Below are 19981 nucleotides of genomic sequence, written 5' to 3'. Positions count from 1 at the left end.
ACCCAGCTTCGCGGAATCCACACCTCACTTCGCGGCATTCTCCATGTTAGTACCTACCCACTTAACTTCCTAGTCGAAACTAGTTGATTGTAGCGAAGGGCGGGCGACTCCTGCGGGAACGCACGCATAGTAAGACGCAACAGGCGGCGCGACAGCGACGGTTGCGGCTTACGGTGTGCCCCGCGGAAAGCGCCCGCCCGTAGCGAAAATCAACGGCCTTAGTATAAAAAAACTCACCACAGTCCGTGGTGAGCTCTCTCAATCTATCAATATTGATTTTTTGCTTTGAAGGTACGTTCCATTTCGCGTTTTGCTTCTTTTTTGCGCATGTCGTCGCGTTTGTCGTAGTCTTTTTTCCCTTTGCCGACGCCGATAAGGAGTTTGGCGTAGCCGTCCTTAATGTACATCTTCAGTGGGATGATTGTGTAGCCATCGCGTTTGACGGCACCGACTAGTTCGCCGATTTGCTTTTTATGTAAGAGCAATTTACGTTGGCGAAGTGGGTCGTGGTTGAAACGGTTACCTTGGTCGAATGGGCTGACATGCATGTTGCTAATCCATGCTTCGCCGCTTGTGATTCGAACGTACGAGTCGCGTAATTGGACTTTGCCTGCACGAATGGCTTTAATTTCTGTGCCTGTTAGTACCATGCCTGCTTCAATCGTCTCTTCAATGAAGTAGTCATGCCCTGCTTTTTTGTTTTGTGCTAATACTTTCCCAGTACCTTTTGCCATCTTGTTCACCCTCAATTCAAAGGTTGAGCAGGACATAGCCTGCTCACGCTGGATTTTTTATTTACGTTTTGTTTTTTTCTTTTTGCCTTTTTTCGCGATGCCTTCGTAAAACTTTTGTTTTTGCTTTACGCCTTTTTTCGGGCCTGGGCTTGAGCTATCTTTGCGTCGGCCACGTGGGTCACGGTCACTTCCGCCTCGTTCTCCACGTTTAGTTGAGTCACCACGGCTTTGTTTTTCATCATCACGGCGACCTTTGCCTCCGCCTGAACCTGAACGACTGCTACGGCTGCTGCGGCCATCTTTATTATCATTATAGTTTTTGCGTGCATGAATAACTGTAGGTGTTGCTTTTCTTGTTCTTCCATAAGAAGTTACCATTCCTACGATTTCAAAGTCAATCGATGACTCCTCTATAATAACGTTTGCGACGCGTACTTTTACTTCATCACCGATGCGGAATTGGCGGTTCGTACGTTCACCAATCATAATCATTTGGCGATCATCGAAGCGATAGTAATCGTCCGTCATATTGCTAATGTGCACGAGGCCTTCAATCGTATTTGGTAGCTCGATAAAGATACCGAAGTTTGTAACAGAAGAAACGATGCCTTCGAACTCTTCGCCGATTTTATCAGACATATATTGTGCTTTTTTCAGTGCGTCTGTATCACGTTCTGCATCGACTGCACGACGTTCGCGTTCTGATGTATGGTCGGCAATTTCATCCATTGCCATCGACCACTGTGCAACCGTTTCTTGTGACGTGTCTTTATTAATTAAGTACGTGCGAATTAAACGGTGGACAACTAAGTCAGGGTAACGACGAATTGGTGATGTGAAATGTGTATAGAAATCAGTCGATAAACCGAAGTGACCGATGCTTTCTGGATAGTACTTCGCTTGTTGCATAGAGCGTAGTAGCATCGTTGAAATAACAGGTTCTTCTGGCATGCCTTCAATCGCTGATAAAACATCTTGCAATGCTTTTGGATGCACCGTATTGCCTGTACCTTTAATTAAAATACCGAAGTTCGTTACGAATTCAAAGAAGCGTTGTAGCTTTTCTGGCTTTGGATCTTCGTGAATACGGTATAGGAACGGAACATTCATCCAATGGAAATGTTCTGCAACCGTTTCGTTGGCAGCAAGCATGAAATCTTCAATTAATTTCTCTGCTACAGTTCGTTCACGTAGTTCAATATCGACTGGCCATCCATCCTCATCGACAATCACTTTTGACTCTTTAAAGTCAAAGTCAATGGCACCACGTAGCTCACGTTTATTGCGTAAAATTTTTGATAGCTCTGCCATATGGTTAAACATCGGTACAAGTGGCTCATAGCGAGCAATTAGTTCTTCATCTTGTTCCTCTAAAATTTTGTACACGTCTTTGTACGTCATACGCTCTGTCGTTTTAATAACACTTTGGAAAATTTCATGCGCAATGACATTACCATTGCCATCAATAATCATTTCACACGATAGCGTTAGTCGATCTACCTGTGGATTTAAAGAACAAATACCGTTTGATAGTCGATGTGGAATCATTGGAATAACACGGTCTGTTAAATATACACTTGTCGCGCGGTCATATGCTTCAATGTCTATTACAGAGCCTTGTGTTACGTAATAGCTGACATCGGCAATATGTACGCCAAGCTTGTAGGTACCATCTACATTTTTTGTTACGGTTACAGCATCATCTAAATCTTTTGCATCTGCACCATCGATTGTGACGATTGTCTCATGACGTAAATCACGACGCCCCTCTAAATCAGCTGGTGAAATTTCATCTGGCACTCGTTGTGCAGCAGCGACCACTTCTTCTGGGAACTCTGGTGGAATGTCGTGCTTATATAGGATAGATAAAATATCGACACCTGGGTCATTTTTATGTCCTAAAATTTTGGTAATATAGCCTGTTGCTGATTTTAAATCTTCTGGCCATGTCGCAATTTCAACGACCACTTTGTGACCATCAACAGCGCCTAATGTATCGCCTTTTGCAATGAAAATGTCCATTGGTAATTTTTTATCGTCCAATACGACAAAGCCGAAGCCTCTATTTGCTTGGAATGTTCCAACAAATGACGTTTGCCCGCGTTCTACAACTTTTGTAATTGTACCTTCGCGGCGATCGCCAAATGATTCCTTTAACACACGAATAAGTACTATGTCGCCATTAATGGCACCATTTACTTCGTGCGGTGGAATGAAGACATCGTCCATGCCCTCAACATCAGGTGCGACAAAGCCAAATCCTTTTGCGTGGCCGATAAATTTACCACGTAGTAAATTCATGCGCTCTGGTAAGCCGTAACGGTTCGAGCGTGAGCGTACAACTAAGCCCTGCCCCTCCATGCGTACGAGCGTTTTTACGAGCTCCTTAAATTCTTCTGCGTCCTCAAACCCAAACTCCTCTTCTATTTCTCCAACGGTTAAAGGTTTATATTCTTCTTCACCGAAAAACTCGAGTAATCGACTTTGTAGTGAATCTTTTTTGTCCGTCATACTTAATACCCTCCCTCATGTAAAAATCCTAAATCATTTTTAGTGTGCCCAATTTAGGCCTTCTAAAAAACGATAAATATCTTCATGTAATTGATCTTTTTCTTGATCTAATGTTATAACGTGTTTTGAGTTTTCATACCACTTGATATATTTTTCTAGTGACTCAGTTTGATTATATATAATGTTGGCAGATTCTGTCTCTATTACCTCATCATTTGTCGCCTGTACGACAAAAATAGGGGCATAAATCATATCTATTTCTTTTCGAGTCTGCGCAATAAACTCACGAAGTTGTTGTAATGATGGCATACCTTTGTCAGCGATTAACGACACTTCTGCATCAATTTCTGCGTCGGTTTTGCCTTCAAATTTTTTATATTCCTTGGCATATTTCAATACGCCTTCAAACATTACGTCTGTTGTGCGCATTGTCATTGGTGCACACATTGTTACAATGCCCTTTACAGGATTGTTAAGTGCTACATTTAAAGCCATCACACCGCCAAGTGATAGCCCTGCTACGGCAATTTCCTCATAGCCAGCATCTTGTAATTGTTGGTACGCCGCTTTAACATCTTGCCACCAATCAGTTGGTCCTGTTGTAATAAGTTCTTCAGGTTGCACACCGTGCCCTTTATAATGAGGCGCTAATGTAGTATACCCTTTTTTCTCTAAATATCTACCAAGCATACGCACATCTGCAGAGCTACCAGTAAATCCGTGTAATAATAACACTGCACGCGGTCCTGCTTGAAAGAAAAATGGCTGAGATAATGATTTGTTCATGGCAAGTTCTCCTTCACTGTAAAACATATTCACTCTATTATAGCCATATCCATTATACATTGGCGTAATTTAGCATCTTTCATACGTATAATACCCACTTTATTCGTCTAGGCTCATCTATGTACTGAAAATAAAAGAAAACGCCCAACCAGTCGAGGTTAGGCGGAATATCTTCAACTATTATATTTTTGCAATAGCGATTGCTAAAAGAAAGAATAAAATTGATAAAACAATTGTTGCACGGTGAAGAATTAAATCCATACCACGTGCTTTTTGCTTTCCAAATAGTTGTTCAGCTCCACCCGAGATGGCACCTGACAAGCCTGCACTTTTACTAGATTGTAATAAAACTACGACAACCAATGCTAATGATACGATAACTAAAGCTATTAATACTGCTGTATGCATCCACTGCACCTCCCGAACTTTGAAACATCACAACACACTATATTATAACAAATAAAGATTCCCATGACAAACACAGATTACAAAATGGTATAACTTTTCCAAATACTATGTACAATACATAAATTAAAAAGTAGAAGTCTCACTCTACGCTACTGATATTATACAAAAAAATATAGAAATAATTCAAATCCCAAATGCAGTGCCTGGCACCCAAACAATTTTGAATTTTCTTGCATTTACACATAAGACAAGCTCCACACGATGTAAGAAGCAACAATCCACGCGGTAGCAAGCTTTGCAACGTACAACACGCCCGCGGAAAACGAAGTGGATTTTCACACTTAGAAAGCCGATTTATGCAGGAGTCCCTAAAAAATGCCAGGCACTCAAACAATTTATACTAGTTGATTGCAGTGGAGGGCGGCGACTCCTGCGGGAACAGCACGGAACGTAAGACGCAACTAGCCGCGCGCTAGCGAGGGTTGCGGCTTACGATGTGCCCGCGGAAAGCGCCGCCCGCAACGGAAATCAACGTTGTAGAACTCTCTCCATGCTCACTCTACTTCAATCACGCACTAATTGAATAGTGAATAGTGACAGGCACTCACACAATTTATAACAGTTTATTGCAGTGGAGGGCGGCGACTCCTGCGGGAACGCACGTAATGTAAGACGCAACAAACCGCGCGCTAGCGAGGGTTGCGGCTTACGTCGTGCCCGCGGAAAGCGCAGTGAATTTTTACGATTTAGAATAATATGACCCCTGTTAGTAAAAATTCATTCGTTAAAAAAAGACTATAGACAAACAAGTTTGTCTATAGTCTGAAGCTAATACTAGCCGTTCACTTATTTTAAGTTATAAAAAGTTTTTAAACCAAGGTATTCTGATGTTGCACCAAGTTGATCTTCGATGCGCAGAAGTTGGTTGTATTTTGCAACGCGGTCTGTACGAGATGGAGCACCTGTTTTAATTTGACCAGCGTTTGTTGCAACAGCGATATCAGCAATTGTTGCATCTTCTGATTCACCAGAACGGTGAGAGATAACTGCTGTGTAACCAGCACGTTTCGCCATTTCGATTGCTTCAAATGTTTCTGTAAGCGTACCGATTTGGTTTACTTTGATTAAAATTGAGTTACCAACACCTTGCTCAATACCAGCAGCTAATTTTTTCGTATTTGTTACGAATAAATCATCTCCTACTAATTGTACGCGAGCGCCAATGCGGTCTGTTAATAATTTATGACCAGCCCAGTCGTTTTCGTCTAAGCCGTCTTCGATTGAGATGATTGGGTATTTCGAAGTTAACTGTTCATACCAGTCCACCATCTCTTCAGAAGTTTTCACAACGCCCTCACCATCTAAGTGGTATTTGCCATCTTCTTTGTTGAATAATTCAGAAGATGCCACGTCCATTGCTAATTTCACTTCTTCACCAGCTTTGTAGCCAGCTTTTTCGATTGCTTCAAGGATAACAGTGATTGCTTCTTCGTTCGAACCAAGATTTGGTGCGAAACCACCTTCATCACCTACAGCTGTGTTGTAGCCTTTGTCTTTTAGTACAGCTTTTAAGCTATGGAAAATTTCAGCACCCATACGTAATGCATGACGGAAGTTTTCAGCGCCAACAGGCATTACCATGAATTCTTGGATGTCTACGTTGTTATCCGCATGTGCACCACCATTTAAGATGTTCATCATCGGTACTGGTAATTGTTTTGAGTTGAAACCGCCAAGATATTGATAAAGAGGTACATCTAAATAATCTGCTGCAGCATGTGCAACTGCCATTGAAACACCTAGGATTGCGTTTGCACCTAGTTTACCTTTGTTTTCTGTGCCATCTAGCTCGATTAAAGCTTTGTCGATTACTACTTGGTCAAGAACTGAGAAACTACCTTCTAATTCTTGTGCAATAATTGTGTTAACATTTTCGACTGCTTTTAATACACCTTTGCCAAGGTAACGTGATTTGTCACCATCGCGTAATTCTACCGCTTCGTATTCACCTGTAGATGCACCTGATGGCACGATTGCGCGACCAAAAGCACCTGATTCTGTAAATACTTCAACTTCTACTGTTGGGTTCCCACGTGAGTCTAAAACTTCGCGCGCATAAACTTGTGTAATAAATGGCATAATTAATTCTCCTCTTTTTCGATTAATGATTTACCTGTCATTTCAATAGGTTGTGACACCTCTAATAATTCTAACATGGTTGGCGCTAAATCGGCTAAAATGCCACCATTTCTTAACATTAAATTTGCTTTCGTCACAATTACTGGAACAGGGTTTGTTGTATGAGCTGTCATCGGATTTCCTTCTAACGTTACAACCTCGTCAGAGTTACCGTGGTCAGCTGTAATAATAGCCGCTCCGCCTTTTTCAAGCAGGGCATCTACTACTTTTCCTAGACATTCGTCGACGGCTTCGATTGCTTTAATTGTCGGCTCTAGCATTCCACTATGTCCCACCATATCAGGGTTCGCAAAGTTTAAAATAATGCCATCAAATTTATCGGCTGCAATCTCTGCAAGCAATGCGTCTGTTACTTCATAAGCACTCATTTCAGGCTTCAAATCGTATGTTGCTACTTTTGGAGAAGCAATCAGAAGACGTTCTTCACCTGCGAATTTCTCCTCACGTCCGCCACTCATAAAGAATGTCACATGGGGATACTTTTCTGTTTCTGCAATACGTAGCTGTGTTTTACCATTAGAGGCTAACACTTCCCCAATCGTATTTTTCAAGTTGTCATTTTCATAAGCAACTTGTGCGTTCACTTCATCACTATAATGTGTAAACGATACGAACTTTACATTTTGTGGATGATTTGCTGATAAAGCAAAGCCGTCAAATGTTGGATTTGTAAATACTTTCGATAATTGAATTGCACGGTCTGGTCGGAAATTAAAGAAAATTACCGCGTCATTATCATCAATTGTTGCTACTGGCTCTCCATGTTCTTGTATGCTAAATGGAATAACAAATTCATCGGTCACTTCACGCTCATAGGATTCAGTAACGCCACCTTTAGCGCTTTCCGCTGTTTGTCCAACCCCATCAACAAGGACATTATAAGATAATGCTACACGATCCCAACGTTTGTCGCGATCCATCGCATAATAGCGTCCATGGATGGAAGCAAATTTACCAATACCAATGGTAGCCATTTGTTTTTCTGTTTCTTCGATATAGTCGATTGCTGTTGTTGGTCCAACATCACGACCATCTAAAAATGCATGCACAAAAACATCTTCAAGCCCTTGTTCTTTTGCAAGCTTTAATAGCGCAAACATATGCTCATAATGGCTATGTACACCGCCATCTGATAGTAAGCCCATAACATGTAGTTTAGAATTATGTGCTTTCACATGTGCTACTGCGTCTAAAAATGCTTGATTCGTAAAGAAATCTCCTTCGCGAATCGATTTATTTAAGCGCGTTAAGCTTTGATACACTATACGGCCCGCACCGATATTTAAGTGCCCAACTTCAGAGTTCCCCATTTGTCCTTCTGGCAACCCTACTGCTTCACCTGAAGCTATTAAAGTTGAATGCGGAAATTGATTCCAAAAGCGATCAAAATTTGGTTTCTTTGCTTGCGCAACGGCGTTCCCGAATGTTTCATTACGGAATGCGAAACCATCTAGAATAATTAATGCTACTGGCTTTTTAGGCATTTGCTGCCGCCTCCAATAATTTTAAATATGAATCAGCTTGTAAGCTTGCACCACCGACTAGCGCACCATCGATATGCTCTTTTGACAATAATTCTTTAATATTATCAGGCTTTACGCTACCGCCGTATTGAATACGCACAGCCTCTGCTGTTGCGTTATCATATAATTTTTCAACAACTGCACGAATAGCACCACATACTTGGTTAGCATCTTCTGCTGTTGCTGTTTTACCTGTACCGATTGCCCAAATAGGCTCATAGGCAAGAACCATATGCTCTACATCCTGTGCGGCAAAGCCTGCAAGCGCTGCTGTAATTTGGCCAGCTACTTTTTGCTCTGTCGTACCTGCCTCACGTTCTTCCAATGTTTCACCACAACAAATAATTGGCACGATATTATGTGAAAGCGCTGCTGCCACCTTTTTATTGATAGCTTCATCAGTTTCGTTATAATATTCACGTCGCTCAGAGTGTCCTAATATTACATAGTCAACCTCAACACTTGCAAGCTGCGCTGGACTAATTTCGCCTGTAAACGCACCTTCGTTTTCGTAATGCATTGTTTGAGCACCAATTGCTAGCTCAGATTCACTAGCGATTTGCACTAGTGTTGGTAGAAAAAGTGCCGGTGCACAAATAACAGCATCTACTTTGTCATTGGCAGGGAGATTATCCTGCAAGCTATCGACAAACTGTATTGCCTCTTCAAATGTTTTATACATTTTCCAGTTACCTGCAATAATTGGTTTACGCATCGTTATGCCTCCTATCTATTATTTATCGTTTAATGCCACAATTCCAGGAAGCTCTTTGCCTTCCATTAATTCAAGTGAAGCGCCGCCACCAGTAGAAATGTGGTCCATTTTATCAGCTACTTCGAATTTTTCTACGGCTGCTGCGGAATCTCCGCCACCGATTACAGTATAGCCAGCAGTTGCTGCCATTGCGTCTGCAACAGTTTTTGTACCATTTGCAAATGGTTCTAATTCAAAAACGCCCATTGGTCCATTCCAAATGATTAATTTTGAATTTTGAATAACTTCTGCATAGTGTGCAGCTGTTTTTGGTCCAATATCAAGACCCATCCAATCAGCTGGGATAGCATCTACATCGACAACCTTTGTCTCTGCATCTTTCGAAAATTCATTGGCTACCACTGCATCAATTGGCATATGTAACTGCACGCCTTTTGCCTGCGCTTTTTCAATGAACGATTTTGCTAGTTCAATTTTATCTTCTTCTAATAACGATTTACCGATATCATGACCTTGCGCTTTAATGAAGGTAAATGATAAACCGCCGCCAATAATTAAATGGTCTACCTTTTCAAGTAAGCTCTCAATAACACCGATTTTATCTTTTACTTTTGCGCCACCAATTATCGCAGTGAAAGGACGTTCAGGATTTGATAATGCTTTTCCTAATACATCTAATTCTTTTTCCATAAGGAAGCCAGATACAGCAGGGATGTGTTTTGCAATTCCTTCTGTTGAAGCATGTGCACGGTGAGCAGCACCGAATGCATCGTTGACATAAACGTCCGCTAGTTTAGCAAATTGTTCGGCAAGTGCAGGATCGTTTTTCTCTTCACCAGCATGGAAGCGTACATTTTCTAGTAGAACGATATCGCCATTTTGCATGTTCGCCACAGCTGTTTCTACTGCTTCACCGATTGACTCATCCAATTTAGTAACAGGCTTACCTAAAATTTCAGCAAGGCGGATACCTACTGCAGTTAATCGCATATCTTCTTTTACTTCACCTTTTGGACGACCTAAATGAGACGCTAAAATAACTTTTGCGCCTTGTTCGACTAAATATTCAATCGTTGGAATGGCTGCGCGGATACGTGTTTCATCTGTAATTTCACCATCTGCCATCGGTACATTAAAATCGACACGTACGAAGACGCGCTTCCCTTTTACATCAAGATCTTTCATTGTTTTCTTATTTAACATGAAGAAACCCCCTTCAAAGTTTTGTTGTGCGGACATTATAAAATGTGCTCAACCCATCTTGGTTTTACACATTTTGGACCAAGTTAAAATATACCTTTATTAGCTTTTATAGTAGCAAAAGTAATGTTCGGTGTCTTGTAAAAGACAAGGTAACTACTACCTGTATGCAGATAGCAAGTCATCCATATTTTATCCAAGATATTTGTATTTAAAAAGGAGTAGGGTAAACGTCCCCTACTCCTATTACCCTTGTTTATTATATCTTTTCGATATTATAAAGGCTATACTTTTTGTGCGTAAAAAGCCGTATTATGTCACACTTTTTACTTCAAATTGCGAATTATGACACTTATTTATGATTTAACCCTTGTTGTGCGATATATAATGCAAGGTCCATTAAACGAGTAGAGTAACCAATTTCATTGTCATACCAAGCAAGAACTTTCACCATACTATTTTCTAAAACCATTGTGGAAAGGCCATCTACAGTTGAAGAGTTATGGTTGCCATTGTAATCAATTGATACTAATGGCAGCTCATTGTAGCCTAAAATGCCTTTTAGCTCATTTTCAGAAGCTTCTTTTAAAGCCGCATTAATCGCATCTTTTGTTACATCTGCTTTCAGTTCTACAACTAAATCCACACATGATACGTTCGGTGTAGGAACACGCATAGAGAATCCATCAAGCTTACCTTTTAATTGAGGTAATACTTTCGAAACGGCTACTGCTGCTCCTGTTGTTGTTGGAATCATTGACACTGCCCCTGCACGTGCACGACGTGGATCAGAGTGCGGGAAGTCAAGGATACGTTGATCGTTTGTATATGAGTGAATTGTTGTCATCATACCGCGCTCAATGCCAAATTTCTCATCTAAAATTTTAGCTACTGGCGCTAAACAGTTTGTTGTACAAGATGCATTTGAAATGACATCATCTGTTTTTGGATTGTAATCTTCGTGGTTAACACCCATTACAAATGTCGGCATATCGCCTTTAGCTGGAGCAGATAAAATTGCTTTTTTAGCACCTGCTTCAATATGTTTGCCTACCTCTTCCATTGAGCGGAATCGACCTGTACATTCAAGAACAACATCTACGCCAAGCTCACCCCAAGGTAATTGTGCTGGGTCTTTTTCAGCGTATACTTTCACTGTTTTTCCATTCACTACGAAAGAATCTTCGTCTGCATTGACATCAGCATCATAAATACCATGTACAGAATCGTATTTTAATAAGTGTGCAAGTTGACCTGCATCTGTTAAGTCATTCACTGCAACTACTTCAAACTCATCATGTTTCATTGCTTCACGAAATACTAAACGTCCAATACGTCCAAATCCATTAATTGCTAACTTTAATGCCATTGTTAATTCCTCCAATAATGTTTTATTGATTTATTTTTACAGTAAACGTTCAGCGATTGCTTTCGCAGCAGCCTCATCTGTTATAAAAATCGTCTGCTTCGGCGCTACCTTAAAGTAAGATAGCATTGCATTCACCTTTTGTTTTCCTGCTGCAACCGCAATAATATGCTTACATTTTTCAACTTGTTCAAGTTGAATGCCAATCGTACGAATACGATGCACAATGTCTCCTTCGGCGTTAAAATAATAACCGAACGCCTCACTGACAGCCCCTTTTTCCTCGAGAATACGCAAATCTTCGGCTGATGAATTACGACGAATCGCCATTTCTTCAGCAGAGCCGATACCATGAATAACGCAATCAGCACGGTCATAATAAGCCATGATTTCTGTCACCATTGGCTCCGTTAACATTGCCTGATATGCCTGTTCACTTAAATGCTCAGGTAAAAACAATGTACGGTACTGGGCTTCCATCTGCATAGCAAATGTTGCAACGAGTGTATTAGCCTGCATTTGCATTTCATGTCCGATTCCGCCACGAGCAGCAACAAATGTTACATTGTGGTTACCATCGACTGGTTGTAAAAACTGCGCTAGCGAAGCGACTGACTTTCCTCCAGTAACAGCTACAACTTGCTCATTAGCAATAGTCGAAAGAAATTGCTGTGCCGCCTCTTTTCCAAGCAATGTTAATACGGTTTCGTCATCGTTATAATCACCTGGAACAACTAGCACATGCTGTAGTCCTAAATGGTTTTCGAGCGTTTTACCAAGCTGCGTTAGACCAGACCATTCATATACTAATGCTCTAAGCTGTTCAATAACTAATTCACCATCACTCGTACATACCATACCCGACTTTTGGGAATCTAATAACCCTTGATCACGTAAAATATCTGTTTCTTTACGGATTTCACGCTCTGTCATTTTGAGTGACTCCGCTAGTGTTCGTCTCCCAATTGGTTGCATTAACTGAACCGATTGCAAAATACGGTATCTCGATTGTAGAAGTGGATTCATTTCTGGAAGTAGTCTTTGCTGTGCCTCAGGAACAGTTAACATAAATATCTACTCCCTCTCACTTTAGTGGGACAACTTTTAACCCACTATATAAAATTGTGTCCCACTTGTAATTTTATTATAATATGGTTTATAAAAAAGAGCAAGTAAATAATGGAATGGTTTGCTTTTACAAACTTTATACACGTTATCATATGGTTTGTAAAAATTGTTGTTCGTGAAAATAAAAAATCCCGCAACCAATTCTTTTGGCTGCGGGACTGCATGTTATTATTTAGTGAAAGATAGTACGGCGTTTTTCTTGAAGCCTGCTAAAGCTTTTGTTGCTTCCGTTTTGTTTGTGTATTCAAAAATACGTACGTCCTTTTGTTCAAATACTGTAATAACCCACATAGTCAAATCTCCCTTTAAGTTTATTTTTGTAATATAACAACCACGTAAATATGTGATACTTTTGATTAACTGTTTTATAACAACCTCTTACTTGATTCCTATTCTACTCCAATTTTTTCAAAAAGAAAGCTTTGTGTGAAGTTCTTCACAAACTGTTCATATTCATAACGCTTTCATTGAACAATTTGTGAATAACGCAAATTGCAGGTTTAATTATATCTATAGAAGAAAACAAAAAATCCGCTTTTCACTTGGTGAAAAACGAATTTTTTACGATTGAATTATGTACGTTCATTTCATCGGAATACACGTTATTCACTGCACAAATGTTCCATCAACGTTACATAGTCTAAATTGCCATATTGGATGACTTCTCCGTCCTTTTCAACAACGGGTATCATCAGCATATATTTTTCGTGTACTGCATCGTCTTTTTCTATATCGATGATGTCAATTGAGAAATCCAGTTCTTCTTGAACAAGCTTTAATGTACGTAAGCCTTCTACACAAAGCTCACAATGCAAACGACTAAAAAATTTCACATTCATTTACACACAACCCCTTCCTATTTAGGTGTCAGGCACTCAAACAATTCTGAATTCTCATGCCACTCCTATTAAAGTTTACCAAGTAAAGTAAGACACAACAAACCGCGTGCTCATGAGGATTGTGGCTCCAGAGCGCTGAGCGGAAAGCAAAGTGGATATCTACTATTTAGGAGTTGCTCATTAAGTGCCAGGCACTCAAACAATTTGAGTGCCTGGCATACCTGGGCCCGCGGAAATCGATGGCTTATATATATTTAAATGAAAAAAGACTGTGCAAGTAAAATTTCTGCACAGCCTCATTATCGTTATTTTTTTAAATGGCTATCAAAGAATTTAACCATCGCATTATAGAATTCAATGCGGTTTTCTTCGTTTTGGAAGCCATGTCCTTCATTGTCTTTCAGCATGTACTCTACATCCACGCCTCTTGCACGTAACGCTTCAACGATTTGATCAGATTCTGCCTGATTTACACGCGGATCGTTTGCACCTTGCGCAACAAATAATGGTGTTTTAATTTTATCCACATGGAAGACTGGCGAAACTGCTGTTAACAGATCTTTGTCTTTCTCTGGATGCCCTACACGCTCATAGAACATATTACGCATAGTTTCCCAATATGGTGGGACTGTATCTAGTAATGTGAAAATATTTGATACACCAACATAGTCAACTGCTGCTGCATATAAATCTGGTGTAAACGCAATACCAGCTAATGTTGCGTAACCTCCAAATGATGCACCATAAATACCGATGCGGTCAGGGTCAGCAATCCCTTGATCGATTGCCCATTGCACGCCATCTGTAATATCATCCTGAATTTTTAGACCCCATTGCTTATTACCAGCTTGTAAAAATTCTTTTCCGTAACCAGTAGATGAACGGAAATTCACTTGTAGTACAGCATAGCCTCGGTTTGCAAGTAGCTGCACTTCTGGGTTAAAGCCCCACATATCACGAGCCCATGGTCCACCGTGTGGATTCACGATAAGCGGTAAATCTTTTGCTTCTTTGTTTTTCGGTAATGTTAAATAACCGTTAATTGTTAAACCATCACGACTCTTATAAGAAACAGGATGCATTTCTGCAAGCTCTTCTGACTTTAACCAAGGACTTAATGTTGCTAGCTCTGTCATTTCATCTGTAGTTGAGTCATAGTAGTAATATTTGCCATACACTGTGTCACTAGACACGCTGACGATGAATTTCGTCATTTCTTTATTGTAGTCGTTGATGCCTAGTTCACTTTCTTCAACGCCTAGCTTGTCTTGAATTTTGCGGAATAACTTCTCAAAATCTTCATCGAAGAATTGATAATGTACCTTATCCGTTACATATGCACCGTATAAAATTTTATCTTGCTCACCACTATATAATACACCAGTTACATCTACTTCTTCGTTCGACATAATGACTTCTTCATTACCTTCAAGATCATATTTCACTACTTCTACTTTATCTCTACCTTTATTTGAAGTTGCGTAAATATGCTTATTATCTTTAGAGAAAGCTAGTGGCGTCACTTCATCGCCCGCAGCCATTTCAATAAACGGCTTAAATTCGTCTTTTTCTGTGTCACGATATAGAATCATACCTTCTACACCATCTGAAACTACAGCTATACGAATATTGCCATCACGGTCAGCTAACCAATCTGCAACGTTACCAGGATTTTTTGCAACATGTTTTGTTTCGCCTGTCTTAACATTTAGCTTGTACACATCAAAGACTGTTGCATCTTCTTTGTTCATCATAATTAAAATTTCATCTTTAACACCTTGTAAACTACTTAATACTCCTACAGTTACACCTGGATAAGGCGTTAAATCTTTTTCTTCTGTACCGTTAAATGTAGAAGAATAAATGTGGAAGTTTTCATCTCCACCTTTATCTTTCGCATAAAGCAATGTATCATCTTTCCAGAAGAATCCTGCAATATCACGATCCTTTGAATTAGATACACGAACTGGTTCACTATCATCATTCATTTTTTTCACGAAAACATTTGAACGGCTTTCCCAGGATGATGCAAATGTAATGTAATTACCATCTGGTGAAAGCTGATAACCGAAGTTTCCTGGATTTTTCATAAAATCCTCTACAGAAATTTCGTTAACACCTTCGTTACTAGCACCGTTTTTTAAACTCTTAAATGTAGTAAATATTTTAGTAGCGTCTTGTTTAGAAATTGTTTCACTATTTTCTGAAATGCTATTAAATAAGCCTAGCTTATTTGCTTTTTCCAGATAGTCTGCTAGTGTTACTTCTTTTTCTTCTTTCTCAAGCGCTCTTACTAAAATTCGTGCGGCTTCATTACGTTTAATTGCACTACTTAAGTTGTCTAATTCCCCGTCTTTAACCCACTTATTAATCACTTCTTGACGCATTGATTCTGAGCCATGTTGGAATGTTAAAGATGTTACAGCTAAATCAAGAAATTCTTTTGCTGTTAGGCGTTCCTCTTGTGCAATAGTAATGTTGCTAGTTTCATTAGCAGCACGAACTTCCTGTACGGAAACAGGATAAACAACAGAGGCTGTTAAAATGACCGCTAAAGATGCTGACAAAAATCTTTTTTTCAAAGTAATTCCTCCTTATATCAGTGTTCGTTATATCGTTTGTCGATACAATGAAATTATAACAAAATTAGTTAATTTGTCAATAAATGATAATAATTATTTATTTATCCTTTTTATCCAATTAAAAAGGACCCTCCTATTATGGAAAGTCCTTTGTTTGAGTGACTGGCACTTAAACAATTTAGTTTCTTTTATAGCGTTAAAATCCACTTCGCTTTCCGTGGGCACAGCATAAGCCACAACCCTTGCTTATGCGCGCTTTGTTGCGTCTTAGATTACGTGCGTTCCCGCAGGAGTCTTCGTGGATTTTCAGTATTCAGAATTGTTTGAGTGACTGGCACTTAAATTGTGCCAGTCACTCACACAATTAAAACTTTCGGCTTGCTCCGCCGCCTGCAGATGATCCGCCTCCAAAGCCACCGAACCCGCCGCCGCTGGAACCACCTCTACCAAAACCGCCGCCAAATCCTCCTGGATAACCTCCGCGTCCCCTTGAACGTGGTCCGCCTCCGCCATTTGAGAAGATAATGAAAACAAGCACTAAAATAACGAGTAACACAAATAGCCAATTGGGCATTGACTCATCCTCCACTGCTTGTGTCGGCATCTCTCCATCCCAATTATATTCTTTAGCTACTGTTTGAAATAATTCAGCATATGTCGCTTGAAAAGCTTGATCGACTTCACCTGTACTTGCAGATGGATAAAAAGCATCATCTAAAATACGTCCTAATTTTCCATCTGGTAACGCTCCCTCTAAACCTTGACCAACAGCAATGACTACATCATTATTTCCTTGTCCTTGCCCAAATGTAGCCAATAGCAGAACACCATTATTTTTCTTTGCATCTCCAATACCCCATGCACGAATTAATTGCGTGGCATACATTTTTGGGTCTTGCCCTTGAATGCTATCCATTGTAACAATCATTATTTCAGCACCTGTGCCTTTATCTAATTGCTCTGAATAATGATTAAGTTCTTCCTTTACAGAACTTGAAAGCACATTCGCAAAATCATGGATGTACGTATTTTTCATTGGTGTGGGCAACTGTGCTAGTGCGCTGTTAGCTGTAACAAACCACATAAAACACGCAACTAAAAGCGTTACTGTCAACCGTTTCATTATTGTTTACCCGAATCACTAAAATCTACTGCAGGTGCTTTTTCAGCTCCAGCCGCTGCCTTAAAGTATTCCTTTTGTTCGAAGCCAAACATACCTGCAATAATATTCCCTGGGAAGCGTTTTACTTTTTTATTAAAGCCTTGTACTTCATTATTGTAATCCTCACGTGCTACTGCTAGTCGATTTTCTGTCCCCGCCAGTTCATCCATTAATTGACGGAAATTTGCATCGGCTTTTAAATTCGGATAATTTTCTACGACTACAAGTAATCGACTAAGTGCGCCGTTTAACGCATCATTTGCACTCGCTTGTTCCTCGGGTGTTTGTGCATTGCCCATTTGTGCACGCGCCTCCGTAATGCTAGTAATGACATCTTGCTCGTGATTTGCGTACCCTTTTACAGATTCCACTAAATTCGGAATTAAATCATAACGGCGTTGTAGCTGATTTTCGACTTGAGCCCACTTCGAGTCAACATTTTCCTCCGCGGTTACAAGACTATTGTATTTTGGAATAAATAGTAAAGCTAATACAGCTAAAATAATAACGATTATCCCTACTGGTCCAAGTAATTTTTTCAATTTTTTATCCTCCTTAACTTTCTTTTGTTATACCTCTAATGTGTTGCAAAAAAACATCGCTATGCTAAATATATGCAAACGGATTTATATCGTATGAAATAGTACTTGCAAGGCATACTAACTACTGCAACAAACTAAACCATTCAGGAGGCGTTTTTTTTGTCACAATCTTTTTATAATGAACAAAACAATGCAACAACACCTAACCAACAACAAAGCCTTAATCATGGTGGCCATGAAGTTATGGACATGCATGAAACGATTGGCGAAATAATCGCTGGACTAAACCTATCCATTATTTTACGTCCACAAGTAAAAGACCCAGAACTACTTAGCATTTTAGATAATCAATATAATTTCACACTCGGTATGTACAATACGATTGTGGAATCTTTTAAAACAGGGCATGATCCTTCTGTTCCAACTGGTCGCTATGAAATGCAGACAGGGAACAACTTCCAATATGGCATTAAGCCTTCTCAGCCGAAAAAGCCTATGCAAAATGCAAGTGAAATCAATGATGAAGTCATTTCAGGCTTCTTACTTGGTGCACATAAAGGTTCAGCTAAATGTATGACTGCAGCAGCAACTGAAACAACAAATCCAGTTGTGCGTCGTGTAGTTGCTGATAGTATTCCCAACTGCATCGAGATGGCATACGAAGTATCTATTTACCAAAATAAGCATGGCTATTATCAAGTGCCACAATACACGCAACAAGATATGCGTGCAATGCTTGATGCGTATGCAACAACTACAAATCCCCTCCATTAAATACAAAAAAACCATTCATCGCTTATGCGTTGAATGGTTTTTCCCATTTTTTTATAAAACTTTTCCTAAAAATGCTTTGGTCCGCTCATTTTTCGGGTTACCAAAGAGTTCTTCTGGTGTTCCTTCTTCTACGATATAGCCACCATCCATAAACACAACACGATCTCCAACTTCTCGTGCAAAGCCCATTTCATGTGTCACGACAATCATTGTCATTCCTTCAATCGCTAGATTTTTCATAACATCTAATACTTCTTTCACCATTTCTGGATCTAGTGCGGAAGTTGGCTCATCAAATAAAATAGCTTTAGGTTTCATCGCTAATGCTCTTGCAATCGCTACACGTTGCTGTTGTCCACCTGAAAGCTGCTCAGGAAAGTTGTAAGCCTTACTATCTAGCCCGACCTTTTGCAGTAACTCATGCCCTAGTTTCTCTGCATCTGCACGGTTCATTTTGCGAATTTGCATTGGTGCCATTGTTACATTATCAATGACATTCATGTGAGGGAACAAATTAAATTGTTGGAATACCATTCCGACCTCTGCTCGAATAGCATTGATATTCGTTTTTGGTCCATTTACCTTCACATTTTCAATATAAATTGCACCATCTGTCACTTCTTCTAGCATATTTATGCAACGTAAAAAAGTACTTTTTCCTGATCCTGAAGGTCCAATAACACAGACAACTTGCTTTTCATGTATTTCATAATCGATGCCCTTTAATACTTCCAGTTTTCCGAAGTATTTGTGTAAGTTTTCAATTCTAATCATCTTGCTTCTCTCCCTTCCGCTTTACGAGGGATATAGCTGTTGCTGAATCGTTTTTCAATAAACGCGACTACCTTTGTCACAACATATGTTAAAACTAAGTATAGCAATGCGGCTACAATATAAGGTTCCCAGAAACGGAAGCTCGCACCTGCCACAACTTTACTTGCATATAAAATATCTGGCGCCGCAATAACCGTTACTAATGATGAGTCTTTTAATAATGCAATAAATTCATTGCCAAGTGGTGGAATCATTCGTCTGAAAGCCTGTGGTAAAATAACTTTTTTCATCGCTTGATTGTGTGTTAGGCCAAGTGAACGCGCTGCCTCCATTTGTCCTTTATCAATGCTTTGAATTCCCGCACGGAATATTTCTGCATTATAGGCTGCACAGTTTAATACAAGCGCAGTTATACCTGACACCATATATCCTAATGAATGGCCAAAAATCGTTGGAATCACCGCTAAATGAATTAATAATATTTGCACTAGCATTGGTGTCCCACGGAATAAATCGACATATAGTTTACATGGCCAGTAAATAAACTTATTTTTAGATACTTTCCCTAAACCTAATAGTAAGCCTAAAATTATACCACCAAAATAACCACTGAGCGTTAAGATGATTGTTATACCAATACCACGGATAAACATATCACGGTAGTTCCAAACTATGTCCCAGCGTAAATCAAAGATGTCCATTAGAACCCCTACTTTCCCTATCAATTTCTCTATTAAA

Annotated in this window: 18 protein-coding genes; 1 reads left to right on the top strand and 17 read right to left on the bottom strand. The window is 39.8% G+C overall.

Going from position 1 to position 19981, the window contains the following annotated elements; all coding sequences use genetic code 11:
- Positions 1-266: 266 nt before the first annotated feature.
- From smpB to JNUCC52_RS17735, 15 genes are all read right to left on the bottom strand, one after another.
- Entirely contained in the window at positions 267-734 is a 468-nt protein-coding gene (gene smpB, locus JNUCC52_RS17805; RefSeq protein WP_173479467.1) for an SsrA-binding protein SmpB, read from the bottom strand.
- A gap of 57 nt (positions 735-791) precedes the next feature.
- Complete coding sequence (gene rnr, locus JNUCC52_RS17800) at positions 792-3245, bottom strand: ribonuclease R (RefSeq protein ID WP_337980453.1); 2454 nt, start codon at positions 3243-3245, stop codon at positions 792-794.
- 39 nt (positions 3246-3284) lie between these two features.
- Positions 3285-4031 carry an alpha/beta hydrolase gene (locus tag JNUCC52_RS17795; protein ID WP_173479465.1) on the bottom strand — a complete coding sequence of 249 codons (747 nt, stop codon included), beginning with the start codon at positions 4029-4031 and terminating at the stop codon, positions 3285-3287.
- 180 nt (positions 4032-4211) lie between these two features.
- Positions 4212-4439 (bottom strand): preprotein translocase subunit SecG, encoded by a 228-nt coding sequence (gene secG / locus JNUCC52_RS17790; RefSeq protein ID WP_173479464.1) that lies wholly within the window; start codon positions 4437-4439, stop codon positions 4212-4214.
- A gap of 846 nt (positions 4440-5285) precedes the next feature.
- Positions 5286-6578: a phosphopyruvate hydratase gene (gene eno / locus JNUCC52_RS17785; protein ID WP_173479463.1), complete on the bottom strand. Its 1293-nt coding sequence runs from the start codon at positions 6576-6578 to the stop codon at positions 5286-5288.
- 2 nt (positions 6579-6580) lie between these two features.
- Positions 6581-8122, bottom strand: coding sequence for a 2,3-bisphosphoglycerate-independent phosphoglycerate mutase (gene gpmI, locus JNUCC52_RS17780; protein WP_337980452.1), 1542 nt, complete (start codon positions 8120-8122; stop codon positions 6581-6583).
- On the bottom strand, positions 8115-8876 hold the full coding sequence (tpiA, locus tag JNUCC52_RS17775) for a triose-phosphate isomerase (protein ID WP_173479461.1): 762 nt from the start codon (positions 8874-8876) through the stop codon (positions 8115-8117). The genes gpmI and tpiA overlap by 8 nt, the downstream gene beginning before the upstream one ends.
- An 18-nt stretch (positions 8877-8894) precedes the next feature.
- Positions 8895-10079, bottom strand: a complete 1185-nt coding sequence (locus JNUCC52_RS17770) for a phosphoglycerate kinase (RefSeq protein ID WP_337980451.1) — start codon at positions 10077-10079, stop codon at positions 8895-8897.
- A 349-nt stretch (positions 10080-10428) separates the two neighbouring features.
- On the bottom strand, positions 10429-11445 hold the full coding sequence (gap, locus tag JNUCC52_RS17765) for a type I glyceraldehyde-3-phosphate dehydrogenase (RefSeq protein ID WP_173479459.1): 1017 nt from the start codon (positions 11443-11445) through the stop codon (positions 10429-10431).
- Between the two features lie 36 nt (positions 11446-11481).
- A complete protein-coding gene (locus JNUCC52_RS17760; RefSeq protein ID WP_173479458.1) occupies positions 11482-12510 on the bottom strand; it encodes a sugar-binding transcriptional regulator in 1029 nt (342 codons plus the stop codon).
- A 228-nt stretch (positions 12511-12738) separates the two neighbouring features.
- Complete coding sequence (locus tag JNUCC52_RS17755; RefSeq protein ID WP_255313811.1) at positions 12739-12861, bottom strand: hypothetical protein; 123 nt, start codon at positions 12859-12861, stop codon at positions 12739-12741.
- A gap of 311 nt (positions 12862-13172) precedes the next feature.
- Positions 13173-13409: a glutaredoxin family protein gene (locus tag JNUCC52_RS17750; RefSeq protein ID WP_337980450.1), complete on the bottom strand. Its 237-nt coding sequence runs from the start codon at positions 13407-13409 to the stop codon at positions 13173-13175.
- Between the two features lie 305 nt (positions 13410-13714).
- Positions 13715-15991 (bottom strand): S9 family peptidase, encoded by a 2277-nt coding sequence (locus JNUCC52_RS17745; protein ID WP_173479456.1) that lies wholly within the window; start codon positions 15989-15991, stop codon positions 13715-13717.
- 364 nt (positions 15992-16355) lie between these two features.
- The gene (locus JNUCC52_RS17740) at positions 16356-17114 is read right to left on the bottom strand and encodes a TPM domain-containing protein (protein WP_173479455.1); all 759 of its coding nucleotides are present in this window, start codon (positions 17112-17114) and stop codon (positions 16356-16358) included.
- Positions 17114-17695: a LemA family protein gene (locus tag JNUCC52_RS17735; protein ID WP_173479454.1), complete on the bottom strand. Its 582-nt coding sequence runs from the start codon at positions 17693-17695 to the stop codon at positions 17114-17116. The genes JNUCC52_RS17740 and JNUCC52_RS17735 overlap by 1 nt, the downstream gene beginning before the upstream one ends.
- Before the next feature lie 159 nt (positions 17696-17854).
- On the opposite strand from JNUCC52_RS17735, the gene JNUCC52_RS17730 reads away from it, so the two are divergent.
- A complete protein-coding gene (locus JNUCC52_RS17730; protein WP_173479453.1) occupies positions 17855-18469 on the top strand; it encodes a spore coat protein in 615 nt (204 codons plus the stop codon).
- Between the two features lie 51 nt (positions 18470-18520).
- Here JNUCC52_RS17730 and JNUCC52_RS17725 read toward each other — a convergent pair whose 3' ends face one another.
- Both JNUCC52_RS17725 and JNUCC52_RS17720 read right to left on the bottom strand, forming a co-directional pair.
- A complete protein-coding gene (locus JNUCC52_RS17725; protein ID WP_337980449.1) occupies positions 18521-19243 on the bottom strand; it encodes an amino acid ABC transporter ATP-binding protein in 723 nt (240 codons plus the stop codon).
- A complete protein-coding gene (locus tag JNUCC52_RS17720; protein WP_173479451.1) occupies positions 19240-19944 on the bottom strand; it encodes an amino acid ABC transporter permease in 705 nt (234 codons plus the stop codon). Before JNUCC52_RS17720 ends, JNUCC52_RS17725 begins: the two co-directional genes overlap by 4 nt.
- Positions 19945-19981: the final 37 nt, after the last annotated feature.

Source organism: Lysinibacillus sp. JNUCC-52 (genome assembly GCF_015999545.1).
Taxonomy (GTDB): Bacteria; Bacillota; Bacilli; order Bacillales_A; family Planococcaceae; genus Lysinibacillus.
Note: the sequence above shows the minus strand (reverse complement) of the source record. Positions and strands in the feature narration are given on the sequence as shown.

What these genes read in the sequence shown, in the direction of transcription:
- JNUCC52_RS17770 (WP_337980451.1), bottom strand. Translation starts at nt 10,079, where the DNA reads ATGTTAAATAAGAAAACAATGAAAGATCTTGATGTAAAAGGGAAGCGC.
- JNUCC52_RS17725 (WP_337980449.1), bottom strand. Translation starts at nt 19,243, where the DNA reads ATGATTAGAATTGAAAACTTACACAAATACTTCGGAAAACTGGAAGTA.
- JNUCC52_RS17760 (WP_173479458.1), bottom strand. Translation starts at nt 12,510, where the DNA reads ATGTTAACTGTTCCTGAGGCACAGCAAAGACTACTTCCAGAAATGAAT.
- secG (WP_173479464.1), bottom strand. Translation starts at nt 4,439, where the DNA reads ATGCATACAGCAGTATTAATAGCTTTAGTTATCGTATCATTAGCATTG.
- JNUCC52_RS17750 (WP_337980450.1), bottom strand. Translation starts at nt 13,409, where the DNA reads ATGAATGTGAAATTTTTTAGTCGTTTGCATTGTGAGCTTTGTGTAGAA.
- gap (WP_173479459.1), bottom strand. Translation starts at nt 11,445, where the DNA reads ATGGCATTAAAGTTAGCAATTAATGGATTTGGACGTATTGGACGTTTA.
- eno (WP_173479463.1), bottom strand. Translation starts at nt 6,578, where the DNA reads ATGCCATTTATTACACAAGTTTATGCGCGCGAAGTTTTAGACTCACGT.
- tpiA (WP_173479461.1), bottom strand. Translation starts at nt 8,876, where the DNA reads ATGCGTAAACCAATTATTGCAGGTAACTGGAAAATGTATAAAACATTT.
- JNUCC52_RS17795 (WP_173479465.1), bottom strand. Translation starts at nt 4,031, where the DNA reads ATGAACAAATCATTATCTCAGCCATTTTTCTTTCAAGCAGGACCGCGT.
- gpmI (WP_337980452.1), bottom strand. Translation starts at nt 8,122, where the DNA reads ATGCCTAAAAAGCCAGTAGCATTAATTATTCTAGATGGTTTCGCATTC.
- rnr (WP_337980453.1), bottom strand. Translation starts at nt 3,245, where the DNA reads ATGACGGACAAAAAAGATTCACTACAAAGTCGATTACTCGAGTTTTTC.
- smpB (WP_173479467.1), bottom strand. Translation starts at nt 734, where the DNA reads ATGGCAAAAGGTACTGGGAAAGTATTAGCACAAAACAAAAAAGCAGGG.
- JNUCC52_RS17755 (WP_255313811.1), bottom strand. Translation starts at nt 12,861, where the DNA reads ATGTGGGTTATTACAGTATTTGAACAAAAGGACGTACGTATTTTTGAA.
- JNUCC52_RS17740 (WP_173479455.1), bottom strand. Translation starts at nt 17,114, where the DNA reads ATGAAACGGTTGACAGTAACGCTTTTAGTTGCGTGTTTTATGTGGTTT.
- JNUCC52_RS17720 (WP_173479451.1), bottom strand. Translation starts at nt 19,944, where the DNA reads ATGGACATCTTTGATTTACGCTGGGACATAGTTTGGAACTACCGTGAT.